The following is a 26,969-nucleotide window of genomic DNA, read 5'->3' as shown; positions in this document are numbered from 1 at the left end:
AGCCCCCAGCACAGACGGGTAGCGGATCGCCAGGAGAATCGCCATGAATCGCCCCTTCCACCCGATGCGCAAGCCACTTGCCACCCTGGTCGCCAGGCTGACCCGCAAGCGCACCCAGGCGACCCGCGCGCAGGCTCAGAAATCGCGCTTCGTCTTCGAGGGCCTCGAGCCGCGCATGCTGCTCTCCGCCGATCCCTTGTCGGCGGCGCTGGCGTCGGGCAGCGAGGTCATGCTGCGGCTGTCGGAGGACAGCCAGCATCTTGAATTGGTCGAAGAGATGGACGGCGTCGTTCAGCAGATCGATTTCCTGGATGGTGACGATGAGCTCTCCAGTATCGGCTTGGCAGAGGCAAAAGAGCGCGGCATTACCATTCAAGGCAGCGACGACAATGACCGCCTTAGCTTTGACGATAGCCTGCTGAGTGAATCCGTCAACGGACTGGTAGTGAATTTCAACGGCGGGGATGGCGACGATACCCTGGCGCTGGCGAATAGTCAGGGCCTGGTGCTTACCTTTGCGGGGGGCGAAGGGGATGATCGGATCGAGGGGCTTGAAGCGAATACCGCCTGGTCGGTCAGCGGTGCAGGGGCGGGGGATGCCGAGCTAGCGAATCATCAGGAGTGGCTGAGTTTCTCGGGGGTCGCACGCATCGATGCCGCGGCCTATCGCGAGACGTCTGAGGGCGCCATTCTGCCGATTGATGACGCCAACGCGCATACGCTGTCCAGCAGCCTCGATGAGGCACGCTGGTCGATGCTGGACGCCGGGGATCTGCAGCTTGGCGAACTCTCCTTTTCCGGTATCGATAAGCTCGAAGGAAAAGTTGGGGATATCCTCGATTTCTCCGACTATGTGTCGCCGGTGGAGGTCAACCTCGGGGATGAGAGCGCGACAGGGTTTCAGTCCGTTACCGGCTTTGACCATGTGATCGGCACCGATGGCGACGATATTCTGATCGGCGACAATCGGAATGACGCCCTGGATACCATCCTCGATGGGCGTAATGGCGACAACCTGATCATCGGTGGCAGCGGTGACGATACCCTGATCACAGGGGAGGGCATCAGCACCCTGATCTCGCGCGGCGGTGACGACGAGTTTCGTCTCGAGGGGGCCGAGGTCAACGACACCACCTTCGTGGTGGAGCGCGCCACCCATATCACCCTGAGCTCCGACGAGAGTGGCATCACTGCCGAGGCTGGCGATGACACGCTAAGGTTCAACCAGGCACCCTTTGAGCTGGTGCTGTCCGCCACGGGCAGTGATCAGACGCTGGATGCCAGCGGCTATGACGAGCCCGGCGGCGTCACCTTCCAGATGCTCGAGAGTGCGGCGAATACCACCATGCTGGGCAGCGCCAGCAGCGACCGCTTTCTACTTGGCCCGGGCGGCGGCCATATCCAAGGCAACGGCGGTGACGAAAACGTCATCGAAGCAGGGGTGGGTGTCGAGTCCCCCTTCAACGTCACCATGCGCCTGGAAGACATCAGCGATGGCGATGACGACAATGCCGCCAAGCTGTCGGTCACGCTCAAAGACCCTGAAGACGAGAGTGTCGTCGACGCCTGGGAAGCGTTCACCCTGGAAGGCGTCCAGCAAGCCGTGCTGGTGGGCGGTGAGGGTGACGATGTGCTGGACGCGCGAGGCTTCCGGGGCGCAGTGCGTCTGGAGGGGGTGGACGGTGACAACCGCCTCTACGCTGGCGATGGCGGCTCTCTTCTGCTGGGCGGCCTGGGTAACGATACCCTGACCGGCGGTGCCGGTAATGATGTGCTCTACGGCTATCGTGGCAACAACACCCTCGACGGCGGCGGTGGCGAAGAGAATGTGATAATGGGCAGCACCGCCCACTACCTCGAACTGCAAGATAACCAACTGCTGCGCGGCGATATTGCCGAGGAGCATCGGCTGGTGATGACCTATGACGCCGATGCGCGGGTGAGCTTCGGCTATGACGGCGCCGAAACCCTTGACCTGAGCATGCAGGCAGACGCACTGGAAGTTCAGCATGCCCTGGAATCTCTAAGCGATATCGGTCAGGGCAACTTGCAGGTCTCGCGTGAGTTCTTTACCGAAGGTGGCGAAGACAAGGTCGCCTGGACAGTACGCTTTATCAGCGACTTCATGGCGATTGATCAGAGCGGCGATTTCGTCAAGTCGCTGGCGCGAGATAGCCTGGAAGTGGCGCTGCTGGGTGCCAGTGCCCAGGTGGTAGCCTCCAGCGTGCAGCGCGAACGGGAAGCCGGAATTGATGCCTACACGAATATCCAGGGTGCCGCGCTGCAGGCCGAGTTTGGCAATACCGTGCTCGATGCGAGTGGCTTCGAGGGTCGCGTCTTCCTGGAAGGCGGTGCCGGTAACGATACCTTCTATGCCGGCCAGGGCGAGACCGAGATCTCTGCGGTGGCGGGTAACAATACGATCCATGTCAGCGGCGGGGAAGTTGACATCATCGGCGGGGCGGATGTCGATCACCTTATCGTGCAGGCGACCGCCGATCAGTCGATCAGTGTCGAAGGGGATAGCGTCGAGCTGGACGGCAAGGCGTCGCATTATATTAATATCGAACGCCTCACACTGCGAGGTGACACGGGTGACAACACCCTGGACGCCAGCGGTTGGCACGGTGTCGGCGAGTACACCGAGCTGAGCGAGTTGATGCGTCAGCAGGGGGTCGATGCGGCCGAGATCGCTAACTTCCTGGGGGCGCTTGGAGACGTCTTCCTGGGCGAAGAGGACTTTGAGGAAGCCGAGGATTATCAGGCCTACCTGGCAACCCTTGAAACGAGTGACCTCCAGCAGACCAGCGCGACGCTGAGCATCACGCTCAAGGACGGTAGTGCGCACGAACTCAATATTGCCGATGCCCTGACGGTTGAACACCTCTTCCTGCTGTTGGAAAGTATCGAGGATGCCGATGGCAACTCGCTGCTCGAGGCCGAAATCGACACTGCCAGCGGTCGCCTGGTGGTGCGTGACCTGACCAGTGGCGATGGCGACTTCTCCATCGAGGCCGACGACACGGCGGCGATTCTGACCGATGCCCTGGGCATGACGGTACAAGGCAGCGAATGGCGTAGCCAGGAGCTGGTCGCGCGGGGCGTCACGCTGGATGCTGGCGAGGGCGGTGACAACACCTTGACCGGCAGCCGTGGCGACGACGTGATCATTATCGCCGGCGGTGAGCAGGAGGTGGACGGTGGCCAGGGGAGCAACACGCTACGGACGTCCTATGAGGTCGAGGAAAGCGACGATGACGAGGAAGATGACGAGGAGATCACACTGACCAATGGCGAGCTGGTCCTGGGCAGTGTCACCAGCACGCTTTCCAATATTTCGCTGGCGGAACTCTCGATCTTTGGCGACGCAGCTGGCGTGTCTGTCAGCACCTCGGGCTTCACCGTCGGTGGCAGCCTGATCGAGCTGGGTAAAGGTCTCCTGGATATCACGGTGGATGCAGCCGATGACGACGACATCATCGTCGAGCTCGAGGCCGACCGCCTGGATGGTCTGGACGAAGTCACCCTTGAAAATGATGAGAGTGTGCTGATTGGCCTCTGGACGGACGATAGCACCCTGAGCGGTTCTGACTTCGACGGCGGCTATACCTTCAGTAATGATGTCGAACTGCGTGCCAGTGGATCGCTTAGCCTGACCGACGGCATGCAGCTCTTTACCGAAGGAGCTGCGTCGCTGACGTTGACCGCACGCCATTTGGATATCGACGGCGGCAGCATTATCGACAGCGGTGAGGGCGACCTCACCCTCAATGCCCATCTCCCTGACGTACTCCAGGCACCGGTCAACAGCTTCGTCGATGTGGGGCTCTTCGATGTCTCCCTGACCCTGGGCGAGGCGGCGCTGGAAGGCAACAATATCACCCTGGACGCCAGGATCGTCGACCCGGATCGTGACTGGTTCAATGAGCGTACCGGCCTCGGCTTCATAGACAGCGGCATCGATGCCGCGCTGGACTTTATTCAGGACCTGTCGTTCTTCGGCAGCATTTCCACGCTGATCGCCGACTCGAGGATCGATATTGGCGAACAGGCCTCCATTACCGCGACACATAGCCTCAGCGTGCAATCCGAGATCGAGCTGACGGCGGATATCAAGCCCACCAAGGCGTGGGGGCTGGGGGTCTCGGTCAGCACCATCGTCGCCAGGTCCAATGTGCATGTGCACGGTGACCTGCAGGCCGGTGGTGATGTGGACCTGACCAGTGCGGTGACCACAGTGCAGAACGTCGAGGCATCGCCCAGCGGCGTGAAGGGCGTCGCTGGCGCCGTGGCGGTGAGCGTGCGCGTCAGCGAGTCGCGGGTGATGGTCTGGGAGGATGCCCGGATCGAGTCGGGCGGCGATCTGACCGTGGCAGCTACGAGCGTTCACAGCAGCACGACCAAGGCAGCGTCCGGCCCCGAAAAAGGCGTGGTGGGCATTGCGCTTTCGGTCAACGTGGCGACCGGCGTTACCGAAGCGCAGCTGGCCGGCCAGATCGAGGTACAGGGCGATCTGAACGTGACCGCTAACAGTGAGCAAGGCGACGCCAATGGTGCGACCACGGCCAGTGCCGGTACATCAAAGCCCAGCGGCCCGGATAGTCTGCTCGACGGCATCAAGAAAACCCGTAGCGATGCATCGCCCGAGGCGACCCTCGGCAACGCCAAGAAGGCCACAGGGGAGGCCATCACCAAGAAGGCCAAAGAGCAGGCCTCAGACAAGGCCCCCGACTTTATCAGCAAGCGCTTTGATTCCGACGACAGCAATGAAAAGTCCAACACGGCGGATGTCGCCGCGGGCATTGCCGTATCGGTGGATATCAATCGTGCCGACGCCAGGCTTGGTACCGACGTCGATCGCGACGGCAATATACTGAATGACGACGAGCGCAGCGTTATTACGGTGGCGGGCGGCGTCCTGGTGAAGGCGGTAAGCGATCACCGCCCGGCCGTCAGCGCCAGCGGTGCTGCCACCGGGGTCGACCCGAACAAAAAGAAAGAAAAGGAAAGTTTCGGTCAGAAAGTGCTGGGCAATACCCTGCTGGGCAAGTCGCTATCTAAGCCAAAGGATTCTGCGGTCAGTGGTGGAAAATCCGCGGAAGCGAGCAAGAAAGAGAAGAAAGACGACACCATTGCAGGCAAAGATGCCGCCAAGGTGGGGGTGGCAGGCGCCATGGCCTTCGGGTTGCTGGACAATCATGCCAACGCCAGTATCGAAGGCAATGTCGACCTCAACGCCAAGGGCAGTCTGACGGTCGAGGCGGAAAGCCTTAATACGGTCGACCCCTTGAGCCTGTGGGGCGCCAATCTCTATACGGCGGGCAAGAACTTCGGCGAACTCGATGAGACCTTTGACCATGTTAGTGCCGAGGGAGAGACGAACCTTGCAGAAGCCCAGAAGGTCCTGGTCGCCGATGACCATGTCAACGGCGGTGAGGCCGGGCAGGTTTATCAGTTTCAGGGCGACGCAGGCGAGATCGATCTAAGCGCTGAAGATTTCGATGATGAAGACCGCTGGGAGAAGCTCGGTACGCCCCTTGAACAGCGCATCGACGAGTTCATTGCCACACTCGACAGCTATACCTCGGGGAACTTGGGTCTCCCGGGTAGCTTTGATAGCTGGACGCTGGCCACGGCAGAGGGCAGCAAGCTTGCCATCTCCGGTTCGGCCAATGTGCTGCTGCTCAATCAAAACAGCGATGCGCGCATTCGCGAAGGCGCGACGATCAATGTGGGCGAGGCCGAGTTCGCCGATGTTTCGCCTACTGACGACCAGGACGTCAGCGTGCGTGCCCACAACGATAATCACCTCTTTGCCATGGTCGGCAACTTTAGCCTGCCCAAGCTTGCTGGCGCTTCGGAGGCCAACGGCGAGAAGTGGAAAAAAGCATTCGAAAGCGACTGGAAAAAAGTTAAGTCGGGTTTTGCTGGCGTCAAGTCAGATGGCGTGGGTGTTGGTGTTGCGCTAGGCGTGCATGTCCTGCAGGGCAGTGCCAGTGCGGAAATCGAGTCGGGCGTCTCCTTGGTGGCCAATAGCCTCGATGTATCCGCCCACAACGAGGCCCTGCTGGTAGGCATGGGGGCCACCAGCGGCAAGGCGGCTAATCTCGCCTTTAATGGTACCGGTGTTGCCAACGTAGTACTGAACGAGACTACCGCGCGGGTTCACAACGGCGTGGCATTGAAGATTGGTGATGGCGGTGTCGATCGCGATGAGAATGATGATCCTGTAGGCCCGGCGCTGCGGGTCAGCGCCAACGATGAGAGCTATGTGTTTGGCCTCGCCGGTGGCGTAGTGCAGAGCGAAAGCGTCGGCATCGGCGCCTCCGTTGCCGTTTCTGTGGTGGAGCGTGATACCCAGGCATGGTTGGGAACCGACAACAATGGCATTAGCGGTTCGGTTCATGTTGGTGGCAACACGCTTGTCGATGCCAGAACCAGCGGTGTGATCGTTGATATGGCTCTGGCGGGTAGTGTGGCGGGTAGCAAGCCTGACGCCAACGCCAGTAGTGATAGCTCATCCAGTCTTAAAGGAAGCCAGGATAAGTCAGATCAAGAGATCGGCAGCGTCTCTTCCGTGCTGGGCCAGGGCGCCGGTAGCCAGAGCAGCGATAGTGATAACAGCGTGGCGGTGGGGATTACCGGTTCAATGGTGGTGCATATCGGCGATGACACCACCCTCGCCGAGGTGGCCGGCCTGGAAAGCCTCCAGGTGAGTGGTAGCCTGGAGGTTGCCGCCAACGATGCCACCCATCTTGGCGTACTGTCCGGCGGCGCAACCCTTGCGCGTGGCGAGAGCGATGATGTCAGTGTGGCGGTGGCTGGCGCCGGGGCTCTGGCGATTCAGGACGGCGTGACCCGCGCCAGCGTGAGCGATATCGACCAGCTCACCACCTCTGATTTGCGCATCGACGCCGAGCGGTTTGGCTGGTCGGTGATGGCCTCGGCCGGGCTTGCCATTGCCGCTACCCAGAAAGGTTTCGGCTTTGCCGCCTCCGGTGCAGCCTTGACCTCGACGCGCACCATCGATGCGCGCTTGTTGAACATCAAGTCTGGCGCCCTGGGCGTTGTCGAGGTGAGTGCACGCGATGCAGCCAATTCTGTGATTATCGCCGGCGCCTTGGGGGCTGGTGGAAAAGCGGGCGTAGGTGGGGCGCTAGCCTTCTCCTTGATGAGGCACGACGTAGAGACACGCTTGGCAAATCTCGGCGAGCAGGATAGCGACATTGATGTGGACGCGCTCACCGTGGAGGCGCGCAACGACGCCCTGATGATCGGTCTGGCCGGGTCGGCCGGCATCGGCGGTAGCGACAAGGGGGTGGGCCTCGCCGGCACTATCACCGTCAATGTGATTACCAACACCACCCAGGCCTTGGTCGAGAACAGCCACTTCAATCTTGATGGCGGCGAGGTGGCGATTAACGCCGACGACAAGAGCAGCATCTGGGGCCTGGCGGGTGCACTCGGTGGGGGCAGGGCCGTTGGCTTTGGCGCGGCCATTTCGGTCAATGTGATTACCAATACTACCCAGGCCAGCGTCGTCGATAGCAGCCTGCTCAATGCGGAGAGTGTCGACGTCGGTGCCAACAATACCGGCCTGCTGCGGACAGTCACCATCGGCGTCGGGGCGAGCGCAAAAGTCGCCGGCTCGGGCAGCATATCGGCCAACGTGATCGCCAACAGCGTCACGGCGGAGTCGCGTAATACTCGGATGAAGGATATTGAAGAGCAGGTGCACGTCGGCGCCTACGATAGAACCCAGTTGATCGCTATCAGCGGGGCGGCCGCGGCTTCCGGCAAGGCGGCGTTAGCCGGCAGCGTCAGCGTCAACGTTATCGATAACGATACCAGCGCCCTGATCCATGGCGGCGATATTACTGCCGACCTCCTGACCGTCGAAGCGCTTAGCGAGAACCTGGTAGTGTCGGTCGCCTTCGGCGGCTCTGCCGCCGGCAAGGTAGGCCTGGCCGGTGCCATTACCGTCAATAGCGTATCGGGCCAGACGCTGGCGCAGATCGGTGAAGATGCTGATATCACCACCGCCGGGAATATCAACGTCCAGGCTGAGGACAGTACCGTACTGGTGGTGATTGCCATTGGTGCCGCAGGAGCCGGCAAGGTGGCCGGGGGCATCAGCGCCAGCACGGCGCAGACCGACAGTCTGATCATGGCCAGCGTCAGCGCTGCCAGTCTCGATGCTGGTGGTAATGTAAATGTGCTGGCGGGGCTGGCTGACGATGACGATGACTTCGACCTGGCCAGTGTCGGGCTCGGTGATGTTGACCTCGAGAGCGAAGGGGTCGACGACGAAGACGATCTCGATGAGGACGAGGAGTCGGATATCGCCCCGCGCGACATGTCCAACCTCGACTTCTCTTCGGGGGTCATTAACATCAGTATCGCCGGTGCCGCCGGCGGCAGCGCGGCCGGCTCCGCCGCGGTGGGTCTCAATTGGATGCGTTCGTCGGTGCGCGCGGAAATCGTTAACGGTGCCGACGTCACCGCGGGTGGTGGCGTGACCGTCGAGGCTTACGACAGCAAGGGCCTGGTCAATTTCGCCTTCGGCGTTGCCGGTGCCGGCAAGCTAGCCGGTGGCGGTGCCATCGCCTTCAACTACCTTGGCGGTGACCCCACGGACCCCTCGCGTACCATCGAGAACACCAGTGAAGATGACGAGGATGTCGACGCGTCGGAAGACATGTTGATGCTCGATCTGGGGGGCGCCCCCACTGGCTATAAACTGGGCCAGATCGCTGCGGTGATCGACGACTCAAAAGTGACTGCCAACGCAGGGAACGTGACGGTTGAGGCAAACGCCAAAGCGCAGCTGCTGAATATCACCGCAGGGGGCGCCGCAGCGGGCAAGGTTGCACTGGCCGGTTCGATTGGCATCAACCTTATGCAAAACGATGTGCTGGCGGCGATCCGTAACGATGCCGTCGTGATCGCCAAGGCCGGCGGCGCCGCGGATTCGGGACACGTGACTGTAAGCGCGTCAGTGGCCCCGATCATGATCAACGTCTCGGGTGCCGCCGCCGGGGCCGGTGCCGCGGGTCTAGCCGGCGCATCGGCCACCAACGATATGGCGTCTATTCTCAGCGCCAGGATTGACGGTGCCGATACCCGAGTCACGGCGGACGGCGATATCCACGTCCAGTCAGCCCTTATACGTGTCACCGACGTGCCCTCCATCGACGTCGACGATGACTTGATTCCTCCAGAGAAAGACGATGAAGATCGGCCCGCCACGCCAGAGGCGGGTGATCAGATATGGAGCTTCGCCCTATCAGGGGCGGGCGGTGGCAAGCTGGCCGTCGCCGGCGGCCTGTCGCTGAACTGGATGCGCACCAATCTCGAAGCGGTTGTGGCAGACGGTGCCGAGCTTGATGCAGGTGGCGATATACGCCTGCAGGCCACCGATGACCTGGCCATGAACGCCTTCACGGTGGGCGGTGCAGGGGCCGGCGCCGTGGCCCTGGCAGGCTACTTTGCTTACAACTATATCGGTGGGGACCCGGATGACCCGACCAGCGCAGCGCCAAACCGGCTGCGCGCGGTTATCGAAGGCGCGGCCACCCAGGTGACTGCAGGCGGCAACGTTGACCTGCTCGCCGAATCGACCTCGCAAATCAATGCTTACACGTTGGGCGCCTCGGTGGCCGGTGTGGCCGCTCTAAGCGGTACGGTCTCGCTAAACTTTACCCGCAAGGAGATTCTCGCCGACGTCCAGGGAGCAACGGTCACGGCGGATGGCAGCATTTTCATCGTGGCGCAGGATGAAAGCCGCATCGATTCGGCCAGTGCACAGCTCACCGTCGCCGTCAAAGGCGGTGCGGCTGGCCTGTCGGTGGCCTATCACGATATCCAGAACAGCATCGTCGCGGGCAGCCACAACGCCACCCTGGAAACCACCCAGACGGGCGCCGGTGGCGGCGATATCGTTATCTTGGCGGACTCCCGCTCGTCCAACTGGGCGGTGCTGGCGGGGGTCACCTACGGCACGTTTGGTGCGGGTGCTGGCATTACCGGCAGCTCCTTGATCAATAACACCACCCAGGCACGCATCAATGGTGGCACGGTAATCGCTGACGGCAACCTGATGGTGCATGCGGACACCAACGACACCAGCAGCGTCAAGCTGGGTGCCGTTGCGGTTGGCGCTGTGGCAATCGGCGGCAGCGTTGGCGTCGATCTGATGGGCAGTAATTCTGAGGCCTGGATTGGCGGCGGTGCGGTGGTTCTGGCGCGGGCAAACGGCAGCGCACGCGATGTCGCCTTTGCCTGGGATGGCGCCCCCGCAGAAGTGGGTAGCACCGATGAAGATGAGCGTGACCGTAACATCAACTGGGGAGATGGCGACTGGAGCACTGAATCGCGCAGCGGGGTGGTAGTGCTGGCCACCAGCCATATGGAGTTCCTGACCCTGGCCGTGGCGGTCGCTGGCGGTGTCGTTGGCTCTGTGGCGGCTAACGTTACGGTGGATGGTGTGAATGGACATACCCAGGCCTGGATCGATAATGCCGAGGTCAGCAGCGATGCGGACGTTGTCGTGCGCGCCTTGCATCATGCCGATGCCGACAGCGGCGGTGGCTCAGCAGCGCTGGACTTGACTGCAGCAGCGACCGTGGGGGTGGATGTCAATCTCTTTGGTCATCGCACTCACGCCTGGATTGATGGTTCTGACTTCGCAGCTGATAAGACCATGGTGCAGGCGGAAGAAGCTCTCGCCGTCGATGCGCGGGCGAGTGTCGACTTTTTGTCAGTGGTTATTGGTGCCAGCTTTGGTGCGGCCGGCGTTGCAGCGTCTGGCTCGGCCAGCGCGGTGAGCATGGCGCTGAATACCCGCGCCTATGTGCAAGACGTGACGCTGGAAGCGGTTGATATCAACATCAACGCCGTCAATGACGTCAGCGGGCGCTTTATCGCCGGGGCAGCGGCGGGCAGCGGAGGCGTGGGTGTCGGTGCCAGTCTGGCCGTGGGTCTGTTCAATTCCAACGCCAGCGCCGAGGTGATGGGTACGTCTCTGGATGCCGCAGGTGATATCCAGGTCAATGCCAACCAGCAGATGGATATGGGGATCACGGTGGCGACTGGCGCGGCGGGGCTTGGTGCAGTGGCCGGTGCAGTGTCGGTGATGATGTCTGATGCCGAGACCGTTGCCAGGGTCGGTAGCCTGGATGGGCGACATAGCGTGCTCAATGCCGGTCGCGATGTTGCGGTGATGGCGACCACAACCACGTTGATCAATCAGCGCAGTGCGCCGGGAGACTATCTACAGGCCGTGGGGGCTGCCGCAGTGGGTGGCGCCGGTGCTGGTGCCGCCGTGGACGTCATGGTGCTGCGTGAGCGGACCAGTGCCACCGTTGGTAACCACTCTCAGATCACCGCCGGGCGTCATCTGGATGTGCAGGCCGAGCTTAACCGGGTGCTGAACTCCACTGCGGTGGCGTTCTCGGCCACGGCGGCGCTGAGCATCAGTGGGGCCATTTCGGTGGTTAGCCTGGGGAGCGGGCTCAGCCAAGAGAATCAGGAGGAGGTCGAGGAACTCAGTTCGCTGATCGATAAAACGTTCGCTGACCTGAAGTCCGGTGAGTATGAAATGCAAGAGAAGAGCTCGGAAGATGATTCCGGGGTCGTTGAGGACGAAGACAAAACCTTTGATGCTGACGAACAGGCTCAGTTTGAAGAAGATTTCGACATCCCGAGCGATGCTGGCAACCAGAACGAGAGCAACCGCAAGAGCACCAATGCCGCGCTCAATGACCTCATCTTCGATGTCGACTTCGATGTGGCAACAGGGCAAACCGTGGGCGATACCTCTGCGACGGTCGGTCGCAACGTCTCCCTGACCGCAGGTAGTGATATTACGATAGATGCCCAAGAAGTGCTGGACGTGAATATCGCTACAGGTGGGGCGGCCATATCAGGTGCCGCCAGCGTGGGCATCTCGATTGCCGTGCTTGAACTTAACGGGGCGGTGACGTCCGGCGTTGGTTTCAACAGCGTATTGCTTGCTGGTGGCGAGGTGCGCGTAGCCAGCCATGCTGAGTTCGACAGCAATCTCGAAGCCGTTGGCGGTGCCGCCGCGCTGGGAATCGCAGTGGGTGGCCAAAGTACAACCATTCTCGACCGTACCATTCAGCAGGCATCCCTCGAAGATGGCGGCGTCCTCGTCGACGCGATTGATAGCAATAATCCCGCTAGCCTCATCGTCAGCGCAACGGCAGAGCGTAACCATGAAGCCCTCGCCGCCGGTGGCAGCATCGGTACTGTGGCTGGGGGGCTTTCGGTGGGTGTCATCGAGATTAGTGGCGCCACCCAGGCTTGGATTGGCGAAAATGCCGTGCTCGGCGACGATGTTCTTCTGCAGAGCGTGACGGTAACCTCAGCCAGTATCGACAAGGTCGACTTGACCGTCGCCGCGGTGGCGGCCGGCCTGGGCGGCGCAGGTACTGCCAATGTCTCTACCGTCAACCTTGGTAATAAGGTCGAAGCATGGGTGGGCAGTGGTGTAACCCTGTCTACTTTGGGTGACGTGGTTATCAGTGCGCTGCACACCCCGCGCATCAGCGTCCAGTCGCTGGGCGTGGCGGTCAGCGGCGGTGTGAGTATAGGTGCTTCGGTAGTGGTCGGCACCCTGGGGACTCAGGTGTTGGCCCATTTGGGGACGCCGGGCAACAACAATAGTGATATCAGCCTACGAGCCGACAATCTGACCGTACAATCGGGCAGTGAGCTACTGGGGGGGGCTCCCTCGTTGTCTGCCAAAGCCACCGGTTCGGCCGGCGGAGGTCTCCTCGGCCTCAATGCCACCGTGGTGACCCTGCGTGACAACACTAGCGCCGATGCTTTGATCGGCGATACCCAGACCACTTCTGGTGCACCAGGTGAAACTGACACCGAGAACAACCTTGAGTTGGCGGGGCATTTACGTATAGCTACTGACTTGCGCACTTCGCTGGAAGGTCATTCCACGAGCCTGGTGGGCGGGCTCGTTGCGGCCGGCGCGGCTGTGGTGGACGTGCGTCAAAATACCCAGAGCCGCGGGCGCATAGGCGATGGCCACCTGATCGGCGCCGAGCGGGTTAGCGTAGACGCTGCCGGCCATCAGCAGGCCGAGCTCTATACTCTAGCCGGCAGCGGCGGCGTCGCCGCGGGTGCTGGCGCCAGCAATCGCCTGACCCAAACCGCTACGACGACCGCCACGCTGGGTGCCTCGACGCTATCGGTCAGTGCCTCACCGGGCAGCACCGATGCCGATGCCGGCAAGTTACTGATCCGTGCTGACCAGACCTTCGAGATGGAAAGCCAGATATTGGCCGCTGCCGGTGGCGTGCTGGCGGGTGCCGGGGCAGAGGCCATTTTCCGAATCAATGCGAATACCTTGGCCGAGGTATCGCCAGACGCCGCAGTGCGCGCCGACAGTCTCGATATGCTGGCCGATAGTACAGTGATTCGTGATCGCTTGGCAGGCGCTGGCGATGACACCATTCGTGGTATAGCCGGTGGTGCAGTGGCAGGTGCCGGCGGTGTCAGTGATGCGTTGTTCGATCTCGATACACGTGTTGAGGTAGGAGATAGGGCTTCGCTGCTGACAACACAGGGCGATCTGCGTCTAGAGGCCTTCAACGACATCACTTTCTACGAGCAGATCAACCTCACAGCCGGGGGGCTGGCCTCGGGTGCCGGATTGACGGCAGATCTGCGCGACGATGACATGGCCGCCAGCGTGTTGATCCATGACAACGCTGAGCTGTTAAGCGCAGGTGAGCTTGTGGCCACGGCGCGAGGCTCTGCGGATTTAAGCGCAGTGCTGCTGATGGATACCTATGGGGCCGCCACCGTCGGCGTGGGGAGTGCTAATGTGATCCTTAGCCCGACCAACCGTATCGTGATAGCCGAAGGCGCCAGCGCCACGGCGTTTGGTGATGTCAATTTCGCCGCCGGTGGTGACATCCGCGGTAATCGTGACCAATACGCCTTGAATGCGAGCCTGGACAGCTTTGCTGGCAGCTTGATCCCCATTGAGGATCTTAATGCCATGGCGATGATGAATCAGACTCATCGCATCGACATCCAGAGCGGCTCTGAATTGGTGAGTGCCCGTGATGTGACCCTGTTTACCGAGCGCTTCGGCTTCAGTGACATGAATGCCCAAGCCAAGGGGGTGAGCTGGATTTCTGCAGTGGGCGATGCCATCGACGCAGCTCTTGGTAGCGACGGGGGGAGCGAAATCCTGGATGGCGATGTCATCACCGAGTCTGACGCCCTGGTGAACATCGACGGCTTGATAAGAACCGGCATCGACCGCGATCAGCGTCTGATACTGGAGATGACTAACGTCGATGATCAAGCTTCTGTGATCAATGATGCGCTGGATGAGCTGCGTGCCGAACTCCAGCCCCTGTTGGCGGAAAGACAGTCGCTGGGCGTTGAACTGGGCGGTTTGAAAGACCAGTTGGCCGAGCTGGATATCCAGATGCAGCTGCTGGAGGCTACTCTTGCAGATCTAGAAGACGAGCTGGCATTGCTGGAAGCGGCGCTCGACGATCTTGAAGACGACAAGGCGGCGCTAGAGAATGTGCTGTCGGATCTGGAGGCAGAGCGTGTTGATCTCCAGGAGCAGTTGGATGCTCTCGATGAGAATGATCCGGACGATCAATCTGCAATTAATGAGCTCACCAACCAGCTAGAACAAAAGGACAATGACATAGCAGCCAGGCAAGATGATATCAATGAAAAGCAGGGTGAGATCGACGCCAAGCAGGGTGAGGTTGATACCAAGCAGGATGAGGTTGATGCCAAACAGAGTGAGATCGATACCAAGCAGGGTGAGATCGATGCCAAACACACTGAGATCGATGATAAAGAGCAAGAAGTCAACGACAAGCAAGATGAAGTCGATGCCAAGCAGGCCGAAATAACAGCCAAGGAAAATGACCTGGATGCCTTGTTCTCCGGGGGCGCCGGCGATTTCGTGCAAGCCCGCGACGGTTACGACGATATCGGCTTTAGTGTCGGCTATTCGCGCGCCCAATCGGAACTGGTAGAGGAGCTGGAAGACCTTAGCGAGCGCTACACGCTGTATCGAAACTCCGGCAATCAGCAGTTGGTTACCTTTTATGAAAACGAGATCGAGCGGATCGAGCAGCGTCTGGTCGACGAGGGCTTCGGTGAGCGGCAGTCCGATGGCACGCTGATCGTCAACGAAGTCGACCAGCTGACGGTCTTTATTGACGATGTCTGGGCTCAGGCCGGCACCGTTTATGTATTTGCCGATAATCTCACCGGCCATGGCGAGGTGGACGCCCCGGGGGATGCCAGTGTCACCATCCTCAATACTGCGCCCTCGCGCATGGTAATGGGTAATACCGAGATTCCTCAGGTCGTGGGTGGGCTCTACCTCAACCTGACCGAAGTGGATAGCGCTGATGCCATCAATGACTTGAATGAGTTGCTAACCGCCGATATCACCGGGCTCAACACGGCGGGTAGTGACGAGGCGACTCCACGTATCACCATCGTCAACAGCTACGGGGTTAACTTCAACCCCGATGACGGCACACAGGAGCAGGTACTCAATGCATTGATTCGCGGCCTGGGCTTGGAAGATCTAGGTAGTGTTGCCCTTGAAGCTGCGCTCTATGACCGGACTCCCTACGACAGTGCCCCTGCCTCCAGCATTCTTTATGCATCGGATGGCATTACCCGCAACGTTTCCGGCGAGATTGTCTCCTACGCCGCCGGCTCGCTGGAGATCGAGGGAGAAATGCGGGCCGAAAACCTGGTGCTTTCTTCGGCGGGTGAGATCTCGGTACGCGGGCTATCGCAGTTCAACCCCGGGGGTAACCCCGATGCTCAAGCAGTCAATGCCGATAGCGACCGTGGTGCCGGCAAGCTCGACAGCGATGCGCTTTCAGCCATTGAGAACAGTCGTGGCAGTTCACCGAATCTTTCGGCGGGCGTGATCGTGATCGATGCCGAATACGTCAACCTCAATGGTTACATCCGCGCCGGCCAAGATAGCTATCGGCTTGAGGTCGGTCATGCGGATGCTCAGCGGATTGCCAATCACATTGCTAGTGGCAGTACTAGTAACATCACTTTGCCCTCTTCCAGCGGTACGGCTCTGGTCACCTTTAACCCGCGCAGTGGCCAGATCGAAGTCGAGAATATCGCCATCGAAGGCGGCCGCTTGGACATCACTGGGCATGTGGTCAATACCGGCAATGGTCTGCTCGAAGTGCTGGGCGGCTACGGCACTATTGATGTGATTAACAACACGGACTACACACTGGCGGTAGGTAACCTCGACGTCAGTCGGCCGGGTGAGGGTTACCTGCGCATCGACGACGCCTATACCGGGCTGCATGAATACTTCTACGATCCAGATGGCAACAATACCTATACCTTCAGCCCTGATGGCGATGCCCGATACGGCTTCAGCGTATCCGAGGATAGAACACAGCGCCGTTATGCCGTTGAAGGCTCCAGCAGTTGGGCGGGTATCAATGCCTTCGCTGCCGATCCCGAAAACATTGAATGGGAGGGTGAGCCAGAGGTAAGTAAGGGTGAGCTGCAGGACGCGCTGTCCTATTTTTATACCGACGCCAGTGAGAGCGGTTACGAATATAGCGAACGAGAAATTGCTCCGCCAGACGGTGAGGGCGATGGCGAGTGGGGTGACGTTCAACAGGTGCGCAAGTGGTCGGAGAGCACCTGGTACGGCAAGAAGACCAACTACGCCAAGTTTGTGCAGGAGAAGCAGGATGTCGTCCTGTACACCCACTCTATAGTGGCTAACCGCGACGTCGATATTAACTTTATCGGCAATCAGACCGGCACTCTCAACGTTGATTCTCAAGGTGATGTGGTACTGATCGGCGATCTGGCCAATCATAACGGCACGAGCAGCGTGACCAGCCAGGGCGCGATTCGTCAGGCCGACGATCAACGTCGTGACATTCGTATCAGCGGGGCTGAAGTAATACTACGCGCTGAGGATGGCATTGGTGCTGGGCGCGCCATCGATCTGCATAACCGCCTAGGGCCGGATGCCGCAAGTGCACCGCCGCTGCGTCTGGATGCGACCACCGCACGTGGCAACCTGAACGTGAACCAGCTCAATGGCGATATCGTTGTCGAGCGCGCCCATGCCGGCGGCGATGTAAGCCTTGACGCTGCTGGCGACTTGCTCGCTGGCAGCCTGCCTGATGATGCCGACGCTAACGTGCAGGGCCGCAATATCACCTTGACCTCTGGGGGCAGTATTGGCTCTGGTGCGGCCAGCCCGCTGCTGATCCAGCAATCCAGCGAAGGCCGTCTTAACGCTGAGGCACGAAACAATATCGCCCTGCATCAGGTTAGTGGTGATCTGGGCGTTGAGCGGGTTGCCAGCAGCCAAGGCGACGTGTGGCTCAAGGCTGACGGCGACCTGCTTGACCGCAACGATGACAGTCGCCGCGACGAGCGCACCATTGAGCAGTTGCAGGGCGTCTGGGATCGCATGGGTCTCATACCCGGCGAGGACGGCGGTCGTATAGCCGACGCCAAGGATGAGCTCAAGCATCGTAAGGCCAATGAGTATCAGACCTACTGGAACTATCGCTATGCCACCAGCGAGGACGTTATCAGTGGCCTCGAGGACGGCAAGACCTACCACGTCAAGGCAGTCGATGACGGCAACCTGCTGCTCGGGATCGAGGACGAGAATGGCGATTTGAGGGAGGTGGTGCTGTCGACGCCGGATATCGATGCCGATGACTTCCGTGCTGAGCATCGCCTCATTGATGATAGTGGCACTGTTATAACCTTTGACAGCCTCACCGACATTACCGGCGACGGACTTGTGGCGGCGGGTGCTGGCCTGGCCGTGGGGCAGTCGTTGACCTATCGTCGTGTGGTTGAGTATGACGAGAACCAGGGAGTGATCCTCACTGACAATGAGCGGGATGCTTATCGTGATGCGCTGAAGGAGTTGGATCCGGCGCTAGAAGATGATGAAACGGCTCTGGAAGCGCGTATCGACGGTATCGCCGAGGATCGCACCAGTGTCTATCGTCAGCTGCATACGGTTTATGGTGTCGAAGATGACGGTTCTGCCACCGATCTACGAGATCTGGCATATACGCCGACGTTGACCGCTGCCGAGGAGGCGAATATCGAGTCCTCGGTCAAGGAGTGGACTGAGCAGGAGCTGCTCTCTCTCATTGGCGCCGGGCTGCTCCAGGAAACCACCAGCACCCGCACGGAAATTCAGGCGGCTAATGTCGAGTCACCATTGGGCGATATCACGTTGATTGCCGGCGGCGATATAGGGGTAGCCAATGGCCGTGAAGTGCTCGACATGTCAGACGGCCTGGCCGGGCTTTCGGATGAAGAGCGCTTGCTGCTTTCCGCCGCAGAGCGTCAGGATGTGAGTTATCTCAAGCACGCGCCTGAGGATGCCAATGTCAACTTCGTTGTCGGTGATACCGTTGATGGTGTAACTACCGTCACCCTGGAGCGCAACGACGGCCAGGGCTGGGATACCACCTGGTTCCAGGCCGGAGAAAGCCTGGATATCGACGGTGGCACCCTTAACGTCACCGAAAATGGGCTCTATTACGACATCATCTCAGTGGATGGCGCTGAGCTGGTGCTGGAGACCGGGCTGGACGTGGTCGCTGAGTCGGGCGTTGACGTCAGCCTCGCTACGGTATTGCTCGACCCGCAGACCGCGGTGGAGATCGACGAAAACGGCGATCCGATCAACGTCATTCAATTCATCGCCATCAGTCAGGTTGAAGACTTCAACATTAACAACACCGGCGAGGTCTTTGTCGAGGCCGGTGGGTCCGTGTATCTGGGCGCCGATGCAGAAGAGGGCGAGGCGAGTATTCGTCTCGTCAAGATGGAGGCCGGCGCCGATGCTCGCATCAAGGTCTCTGGCAGCATTCTGGCCGCTCAGACCCTTTCCGGTGATTTGGTCTTGCGCAGTGGCGACCTGGTACTTGAAGCTGCCAATGGCCAGATCGGAACCGATGCCGATGCTCCTCTACAGCTCGACCTTCAGACAGGTGCCACGGTCACTGCCCGCGCTCAGGATGGCATCTTCCTGCGTGCCCTGGATAGCGACCTGCGGGTGGGCACCATGTACTCCCAAAGCGGCGACGTAGTGCTTCGCGCCGATGGCAGCATTGTCGATGGTCTCAATCACGATCTCATCAATATGCTGGCCAACAACATCACCTTGATCGCAGGAGAAGACATCGGCAGTGTCGGGAACTTCCTGGAGTTTGCCACCCGTCCGGGCGGTGTGATCGATGCCCAGGCAGATGGCAACATCTTCCTCGATACCGTGGATGCCAGCATGTCCATCGGCTTTATCGAGGCGAGTGAGCATGCCCATCTGCGTGCATTGCAGTCGATCGTCGGCACCAACGGCAATGAGTTGGCCGGTGACGTCAAGGCCACCACCCTGCGGCTGGAAACGCGTATCGGCGGTGTCGGTGAGGCCGACCGCCTGCTGGCAATCATGACCGACGATGAGGTGGGTCGGCTGGATATTGATGCGGCCAATACGGTCTTCGTGCGTGAGGTGCTGGGGTCCGACGATCTCAATCGCAGCGGTGACCTGCGGCTTGGGCAGGTTGAAGCAGGCAGCGAGAACACCATTGCACTGATCTTCTCGGAGCAGGGTAATATCTTCAATGCCCTGAAGGATGGGGAGGGAGAGAATATATTGACCTTCGGGGTGCGGTTGATTGCCCAGCAGAACATCGGCACGGAGTTGAAGGTGATCACCACCCGGATGGGGGTGCTTGAGGGTGAGTCGCGCCAGGGCTTTGTGTACCTGGAGAATAGCGGCGAGCTGGAAATCGCCGAGAGCGGCATGGTCGCTGAGAACAGCATCGAGATCACCGCCAATAGCCCGATTCACGTAACTCAGGACGTGATCAGCCGAGAGGGCGACATCACCTTCTCCTCCAACGACAGCGACACAGACGACGTGATCACCTTCACCGACGGTGTTCAGGTGGTTGCCGAACAGGGCAGTATCTTGGTATATGCCGCCGAAGGTATCGTCATCGATGATGACGTGTTGCTGGACGCCCACGAAGCGATCGAGCTGAATCTACAGATGCCGAAGACCGGCACCGCCTCTGGAAAGCAGGGATTCGCCCAGCTCGTCGCCGGTACCCTGAGTGCTGGCCAGCGTATCCTGCTGCAAGGCGGCGATACCCAGGGACAGGTATGGACCTTGGGCGACGACGTGCTGCTACAGGCACCGGACGTCGATGTGTTGACTGGCGATGGCACCAACAGCGTTTATCTCAGTGGCCGCATCGAGGCCGGTTACCTGAAAGTGGCCGGCGGCCAGGACGATGATCATGTAACCTTCGACGGCAACCACCGCATCATTGATCGTCTGGACATACAGCTTGGTGATGGCAACGATGCGCTGCGTGTGCACGGCCGCATCGATGCCACAGGTGGCGAGATGGTCTTAAACGGGAACGCCGGCGACGACGACCTGATGCTGCAAGCCGATGAGCTGCTCGGCGAGATCCAACTGCTCGGCGGCGGCGATGATAACCTGCTCACGGTAGTCGAACTCAATGACCGCGATGAACTGCTGACCCTGGATGGCGGCGCCGGAAGCGACGTCTACCGCATTGTTACCCGCCAGGGTGATAGTGCCAACTACGAGATCACCGTCGCTGACAGCGGCGCGATCAACGAGGGTGTCGACTTCCTGTATATCGAGGGGCGCGGCTATGACAATTACGACGGCAATCTGGATCGTGACCTGAGCGATGCAGGCAATGCTGACGAGGACCTGTTCCTGATTCGCTTCAATTTTATTGCCCGAATGGAGGGCGATGGCGATAGCGGGGTCTCAGAAGGTGCGGCGGTGGAGCGCATCAACTACGACGACACCATGAACGGCCGGGTCACCGTCAACGGCCATGAAGGCGACGATGTGTTCGTGGTCGACGACACCTCGGCGTTGATGACCCTCGACGGTGGCAACGGCAACGATCGCTTTCAGGTTGGCCAAATCTTTACCGATGACCCCAACGCAAAGGATGGAGATGGCAACTACCTCTCCGGAATCCGCGGGGAAGCAGATGAGATCAACGTCACACAAACCACTCAGGGCTATCTCAGCTACGGTAACAGCGAAGCGCTGGTGATCTATGGTGGTGATGGCAACGACGATTTCATTGTCTACAGCAACAAGGCGCTGCTGCGCATGGAAGGTGAAGACGGCAACGACGACTTCATCGTCCGCGCCTTCGTCGCCGAAGACGACATCGAAATATATGCTGGCGGTGGTGATGACAATATTGAGTACAACATCAATGCTCCGCTCAGCATCGACGGTGGTGCTGGATATAACACCACCACCGTGCTCGGCACCGAGCTCGACGACAACTTCGTGATCACCGAGGACGGGGTGTTCGGGGCCGGCCTCAACATCGGTTTCGACAACATTCAGCGGGTGCGGGTCGACTCCCTGGAGGGCGACGACACCTTCTTCGTGCTTAGCACCAGCCCCGACGTGGTCACCGAGCTGATCGGCGGCGTCGGCAGCAGCAACTTCGTGGTCGGTGGCGACGTCACCGGTAGCGTGGTCTCCGCCGATCCGGAAGGGCGTAGCAGTCTGGTGACTCACACCATCAGCTCCGAGGATGACGAGTACAACAGCCTGCTGGCGGATGGTCTTCCGGTTACAGTGTCTGACCCTTCCCGCGGCGCGGTAGTCGTCGACGAGCCAGATGGCGGCACCCGCGTGGTGCAGGGCGGCCCGGCGGATTTCTTCGACTTGTCGCTGGCACTACCCAAGGGTGACCAGTTCAACGGCGCCGTCGTAACGCTGACCGTATCCGCGGCGATGGCCTCGACCAATCTGCGCAACAAGAGCGCCGATGCCGAGACCGTCAAGCTAGCGTTGGAAGAGGACGGCGACTATCGGCAGGCGCTCACCGTCGACTTTGTCTACGACGAAGATGACGGCTGGGTTGCCGTGGACGGTGACGGAAACCGCCAGAGCCTCTACGTCAAGGCGCCCGAAGACAGCTTGGTCAGCGGTACCCGTGAGGTGACGGTGAGTTATCTGGCACGGGCGCAGATGAGCGACGACAGCGCACTGCCCGAAGCGCTGCAGGCGCTGGAGCAGCAGGCCATCAACAACACCATGGTGACCGTCTACGACAGCAGTCAGGGGGACCTGGTGTTCGGCGTGCCCAACGACGATCGCTTGCAGGTGATCGAAGGGGATGACTTCGGTGAGCCGGGCAGCAGTTTCGAGCTGCGCCTCTCGTCGGCACCTGAAGCGGGCGAGACCGTGACCGTGCACCTGGAGATGGACGAGCGACTGGAAGCGCAACTGCCGGATGGCACGTCGATCGCTGACGGCATCGAGTTTACCGCCGACAATTGGGACGAGACCCGCACCATCCAGATCAAGGCCATTGACGACAATGAGGTGCAGAATCGCCTGGATACCCGGGTTGGCTTCTCGGTTGATTCGACCGCGGGCGAAGACTCCACCTTCCACGACGTTGAGTTCGGCACTGTGCGAGTCAGCGTCTACGACAACGATAGTCCCTCGCTGGTGGTTCAGCAGAGCGACGGCAGCACCCGCGTGACCACTGAAGGCGGCACCGACAGCTACTTCCTGCGGCTCTCCCAGCAGCCCGAGGATGAGGTCAAGGTGCGTCTCAACAGCGACGGTCTGACCCGCTTCGACTGGCAGGACAATGCGCGCATCATCATGGATAGCGTGCTCGACGAGGAGATTGGGGTGGCCGTGTATCCCGGTGCCCACGCCGGGCCGCGCCTGGTACTCGAGCAGGGGACTTGGCAGGATCTGGGGCTCAACGTCGGCATGTACCTGTCGCTGGCCGACGCCGAGGGCGAGATGCTGGACGGTACCTTCAAGGTCAATAACGTCGAAGACGGTACCCTGCACCTCACCAACGAGGCGCAGATCGACTTCGGTGGTCAGCAGAACAGATCGCTGACCCTGACCAGGGTCGAGGCCCCGGCGGTGGTGTTCGATGCCGACAACTGGAGCGAACGGGTCGAGATCGGCGTTAGCGCCGACACCTACTACGTGCCAGCGGAGAATACCCTTAATGACATGAACTTCCGGCTTCAGCCTAACGTGTTGGATCGTATTCAGGGCCCGCTGATTCTCGAAGGCGGCACCAGCGATACCGATCGTTCGCTGAATGACGCCATCATGCTGCCCTACGAGCGTGCCGAGTACCTTGAGAGCGATGACGAAGATCTCGGCGAGGTCGCTCCGGAGAACGAGGATACCAATACCCTAACCTTGCACGCTGATGCTAGCGCCGCCGATCTCGACGGCGTGCTGACCAGCACCTTCCTCAGTGGCCTGGGGATGGGAGCTGGCGATGCCCTGGAGCAGCGCTATACCAATGCCCAGGGCGACGAGGTGACCATTACCACCGAGCGTGGTATCGAGTACCACGGCTTCAGCGTCGTGGAGCTGCTGCTGGGCAGCGGCAACAACACCCTGGAGATCGATCTCGATGTCGACGCCGTGGTGTACGAGGGCGACTACTCGATCGGCGAGAACAGTGCCGGTGCGGCGCTGCTCGTGCGCGACGATGGTGGCGACTGGTACGACGACGGCTTCCGCCGCGGCGACACCCTGCTGCTGGATGACCAGCGCGTCGATATCCTGGATATCGATATCAACGGCAATCTGGTGCTGGACCGTCCCATGGCAGACATGCCCCAGGCCGCTCGGGTGATCCGCGAGATGCCGCTCACCGCGGTGCACGGCGGCGGCAATTCGCTGCTCGCCGATGGCAGCATGGGCGGCGACCATATTATCGTCAAAGGTGGCTATGATGCGCAGCTGCCGTTAATCGTATTCGGCAATACCGAGCGCAGCGGCGAACGCTACAGCGCCGAGGGTGGGGATCCCAGCGAGCTGGCGCAGCCCTTCACCCGCGTTGGCAACAACCTGCTGGATGCCAGCGGTGCCACTGGGGGCGTGGTACTGGTGGGGGGCAGCGGCAACGATACCCTGATCGGCGGCAGCGGCAACGACCAGCTGTTCGGCGGCGGTGGCAGCAATACATTGGATGCCAGCGCCGGTGGCAACAATCATCTCTATGGCAACGGCAGCATCGATGTCGATCTCTCGGTGCGGCTGAGCATGGCCGAGCAAGTGATGACGCTCTACAGCGCCGAAGCGGATGTCGAGCATGCCACCGGTGACCGCCTGGCGGCCGGTGACAGCACCCTGATCGGTGGCCGCGGCGACGATATCCTGATCGGCGACCACGGTGAGATCCTGCTCGACGCCGCCGAGGGACCGAACGACCTGCGCCTGCTCAACAGCCAGCGGGTGGTCGAGGTGCGAACTACCGACCCTGCCAGTTATGGCAATAACCACCTCGAGGTGCAGGGTGGCGATAACCTGTTGTTGGGTGGTAGTGGCGCCAACCAGCTTTTCGGCGCCGAAGGCAACGATACCCTGGTGGGTAACCATGCCCGTGTGGTCCTGGCCGAGACTAACCGGCTGACGGCGCTGGCCGAGCTGGTGACCCTGCCCAGCGAGCATGGCCAAGCCAGTCAGCTGCATGGCGGCGGTGGCCGCAATGTGCTGGTCGGTGGAGAGGGCGGCGATACCATCACCGCGGGCCCGGCCGGCGGCGTCGATCCGACCCTCGACCCGGCGCTGCTGAGTTCGGTGGTGCTGGCCAATCACGGCACCCTCAGTTGGGAGCAGGGCGTGCTGGTCGAGGCCACCTCACGCCTCGCGGCGGAGCGAGATGTCCCGCCGACGGACGCTGAGCTCAGGGCACGAACCGGTGACAGCGCCATCACCCTGCACGGTGGTCACAATGTGGTATTGGGCGGTGCCGGCAACGATCTTATCGAGATCAACGCCGCCGGTGACGACACTCAGCAGACCGTGCTGGGCGGCCGGGGCGAAGTGCAGTGGGATGCCCATGGCACCCTGCGCTCGCTGGTGACGCTAACGCCGACGCTTGCCACCCATAACCGCGTCATCCTCGAGAGTGGAAACCTGCTGTTCGCCGGCGGTAGCGGCAATCTCGACCTCGAGGTCACCGCGGCGTCGCAGCAGAGTGAGCATCGTATCCTGGCGGATAATGGTGAAATGCACTGGGACGATACCGGCACCCTGCTTGACATGCACAGCACCTACCCGGGAATCGGTGGTTCAGCCTATGTCGTCATCAATGCCGGTGAGACGACCCTGCTCTCTGGAGCAGGCGACAGCGATGTGACCATTGGCGATCAGTCCAGCGTGGTCGTCAGCCAGCCGGGTGAACTGGAGTGGAATGCGGCGGGCCATCTGGTCTGGGCGACAAGCACCGATCCTGGGGCTGTCGGCGATGCCGATATCACCGTGGGCGACGGTGACAATCTGGTGATTGGTGGCGATGGCGACAACACCATCGAGGTGGGCGATGGCGACAACCTGGTCGCTGGCGACCACGCCGAGGCGCTGTTCGACGCCCAGGGCACTATCGTCAGCTTCACGTCTATCCACCATGGCCACGGCGGTGATGACACCATTACCGCCGGCGCCGGTAATGACTGGATCCTCGGCGGCTTCGGCGGCGACATAATTGATGCTGCTGGCGGCGATAACGTCATCGTTGGCGACAACGGTCGCATTTTCGCCCACGCTGACGGCACCCGCGCCAGGGTCGAGAGCCTCGACATAAGCAGCGGGACCGGCGGGACTGACCATATCACCACCGGTCACGGCGACGACCAGATCATCGCCGGGGTGGATAACGATAGAGTCAGGAACGTCGGCGGCGAGACCGTGGTGATCGGCGACCTGGGCGAGATCCGCAGCAATGCCGATGGCCGCTACGTGCTGGCCGAAACCAGAGCGACAAGCCTGGGCGGCAATAACACCCTGATGGGCGGTGTGGATCGCGATATTCTGATTGGCGGGCCGGGGGATGACAAACTCGACGCTTCAGCGGGGGGCAACAATATCCTGCTCGGCGACTTCGGCCTAGTGACCCGCTCGGCCAGTGAGATCGTGGTCGAGACTAACAACCACTTCGAGGGAGGCAATGACACCCTGCGTCTGGGGCCGGGGCGCAGTGTCGCCATCGGCGGTGGTGGCAACGATGGTTTCGATGGCAACTTTGGCCGTGACGTTATGATCGGTGATTTTGGCCGAGTGCGCATTGAGGTCAGCGGTGCTAACGAGGCCGAGCAGGTTCTTGCTGTGGTGACCTTGGCCAAGGGGCGGCTCGACTTGATTCGTCAGGTGCAGCAGGAGGTCTACACTGACAATCAATTCGAGCCCGACGTCGAGGAAGAGATGCGGTCCTGGCAGGATCTCACCCCGGACGCTTTGTTTGGTGGTCGTGAGATCGGCAGTGGGTCTTTGGCTCGTCCTGGGCTGCCGATCCAGGGCCTGGACGGGCTGCGTGCGCTGATCGACGACTGGGTCGAGCGGCAGCATGGTGTCGGCGACAGCGGGACCCGTGCCGCGATCGCCTCGGAAGTGGCTGCTGATATCACCACGCGGACAATCGACGCTGAACCGTCGCAGGACATGACTGAGGAGGCACTACAGGAAGATATTATCCCAATAGAGGAGGTAGCGCCGGAACAGGATGAGTCGGTCGCCGACGACGCCGAGCAGACCTCCGAAGAAGAAGCGCTTGAGGGGATCGACGAGGAGACGGGCGAGAACGATGCCCTGGCAGAGTCGGAAGATAATGGCGAGGTCTCAAGTGCGGCATTGGGCGTTAGCCTGGCAGCGGCAGTGGCGACGGCCAGTGGCTGGGGCGTTGCTCAGCGACCCGCGAATGCCTCTCAGTATCAGCATCAGACGCGCCTCGACGAACTTCGCCGTGAGCGTTCTGCGGAAGATTGGCAGCGCATTAGCAAGTTCTCAACCGGCCAAAGTGATGAGGAGTCGTAATGCGCAAGCGAGGTAACCC

The 26,969-nt window shown here is 60.7% G+C and carries 1 protein-coding gene; it reads left to right on the top strand.

The features are described 5' to 3' along the window. The first annotated feature begins 43 nt into the window (after positions 1-43). Positions 44-26,950, top strand: a complete 26,907-nt coding sequence (locus BMX75_RS14415; protein ID WP_092829076.1) for an LEPR-XLL domain-containing protein — start codon at positions 44-46, stop codon at positions 26,948-26,950. Positions 26,951-26,969 lie beyond the last annotated feature (19 nt).

The sequence above is a fragment of the Vreelandella subterranea genome (assembly GCF_900111305.1).
GTDB lineage: Bacteria > Pseudomonadota > Gammaproteobacteria > Pseudomonadales > Halomonadaceae > Vreelandella > Vreelandella subterranea.
Note: the sequence above shows the minus strand (reverse complement) of the source record. Positions and strands in the feature narration are given on the sequence as shown.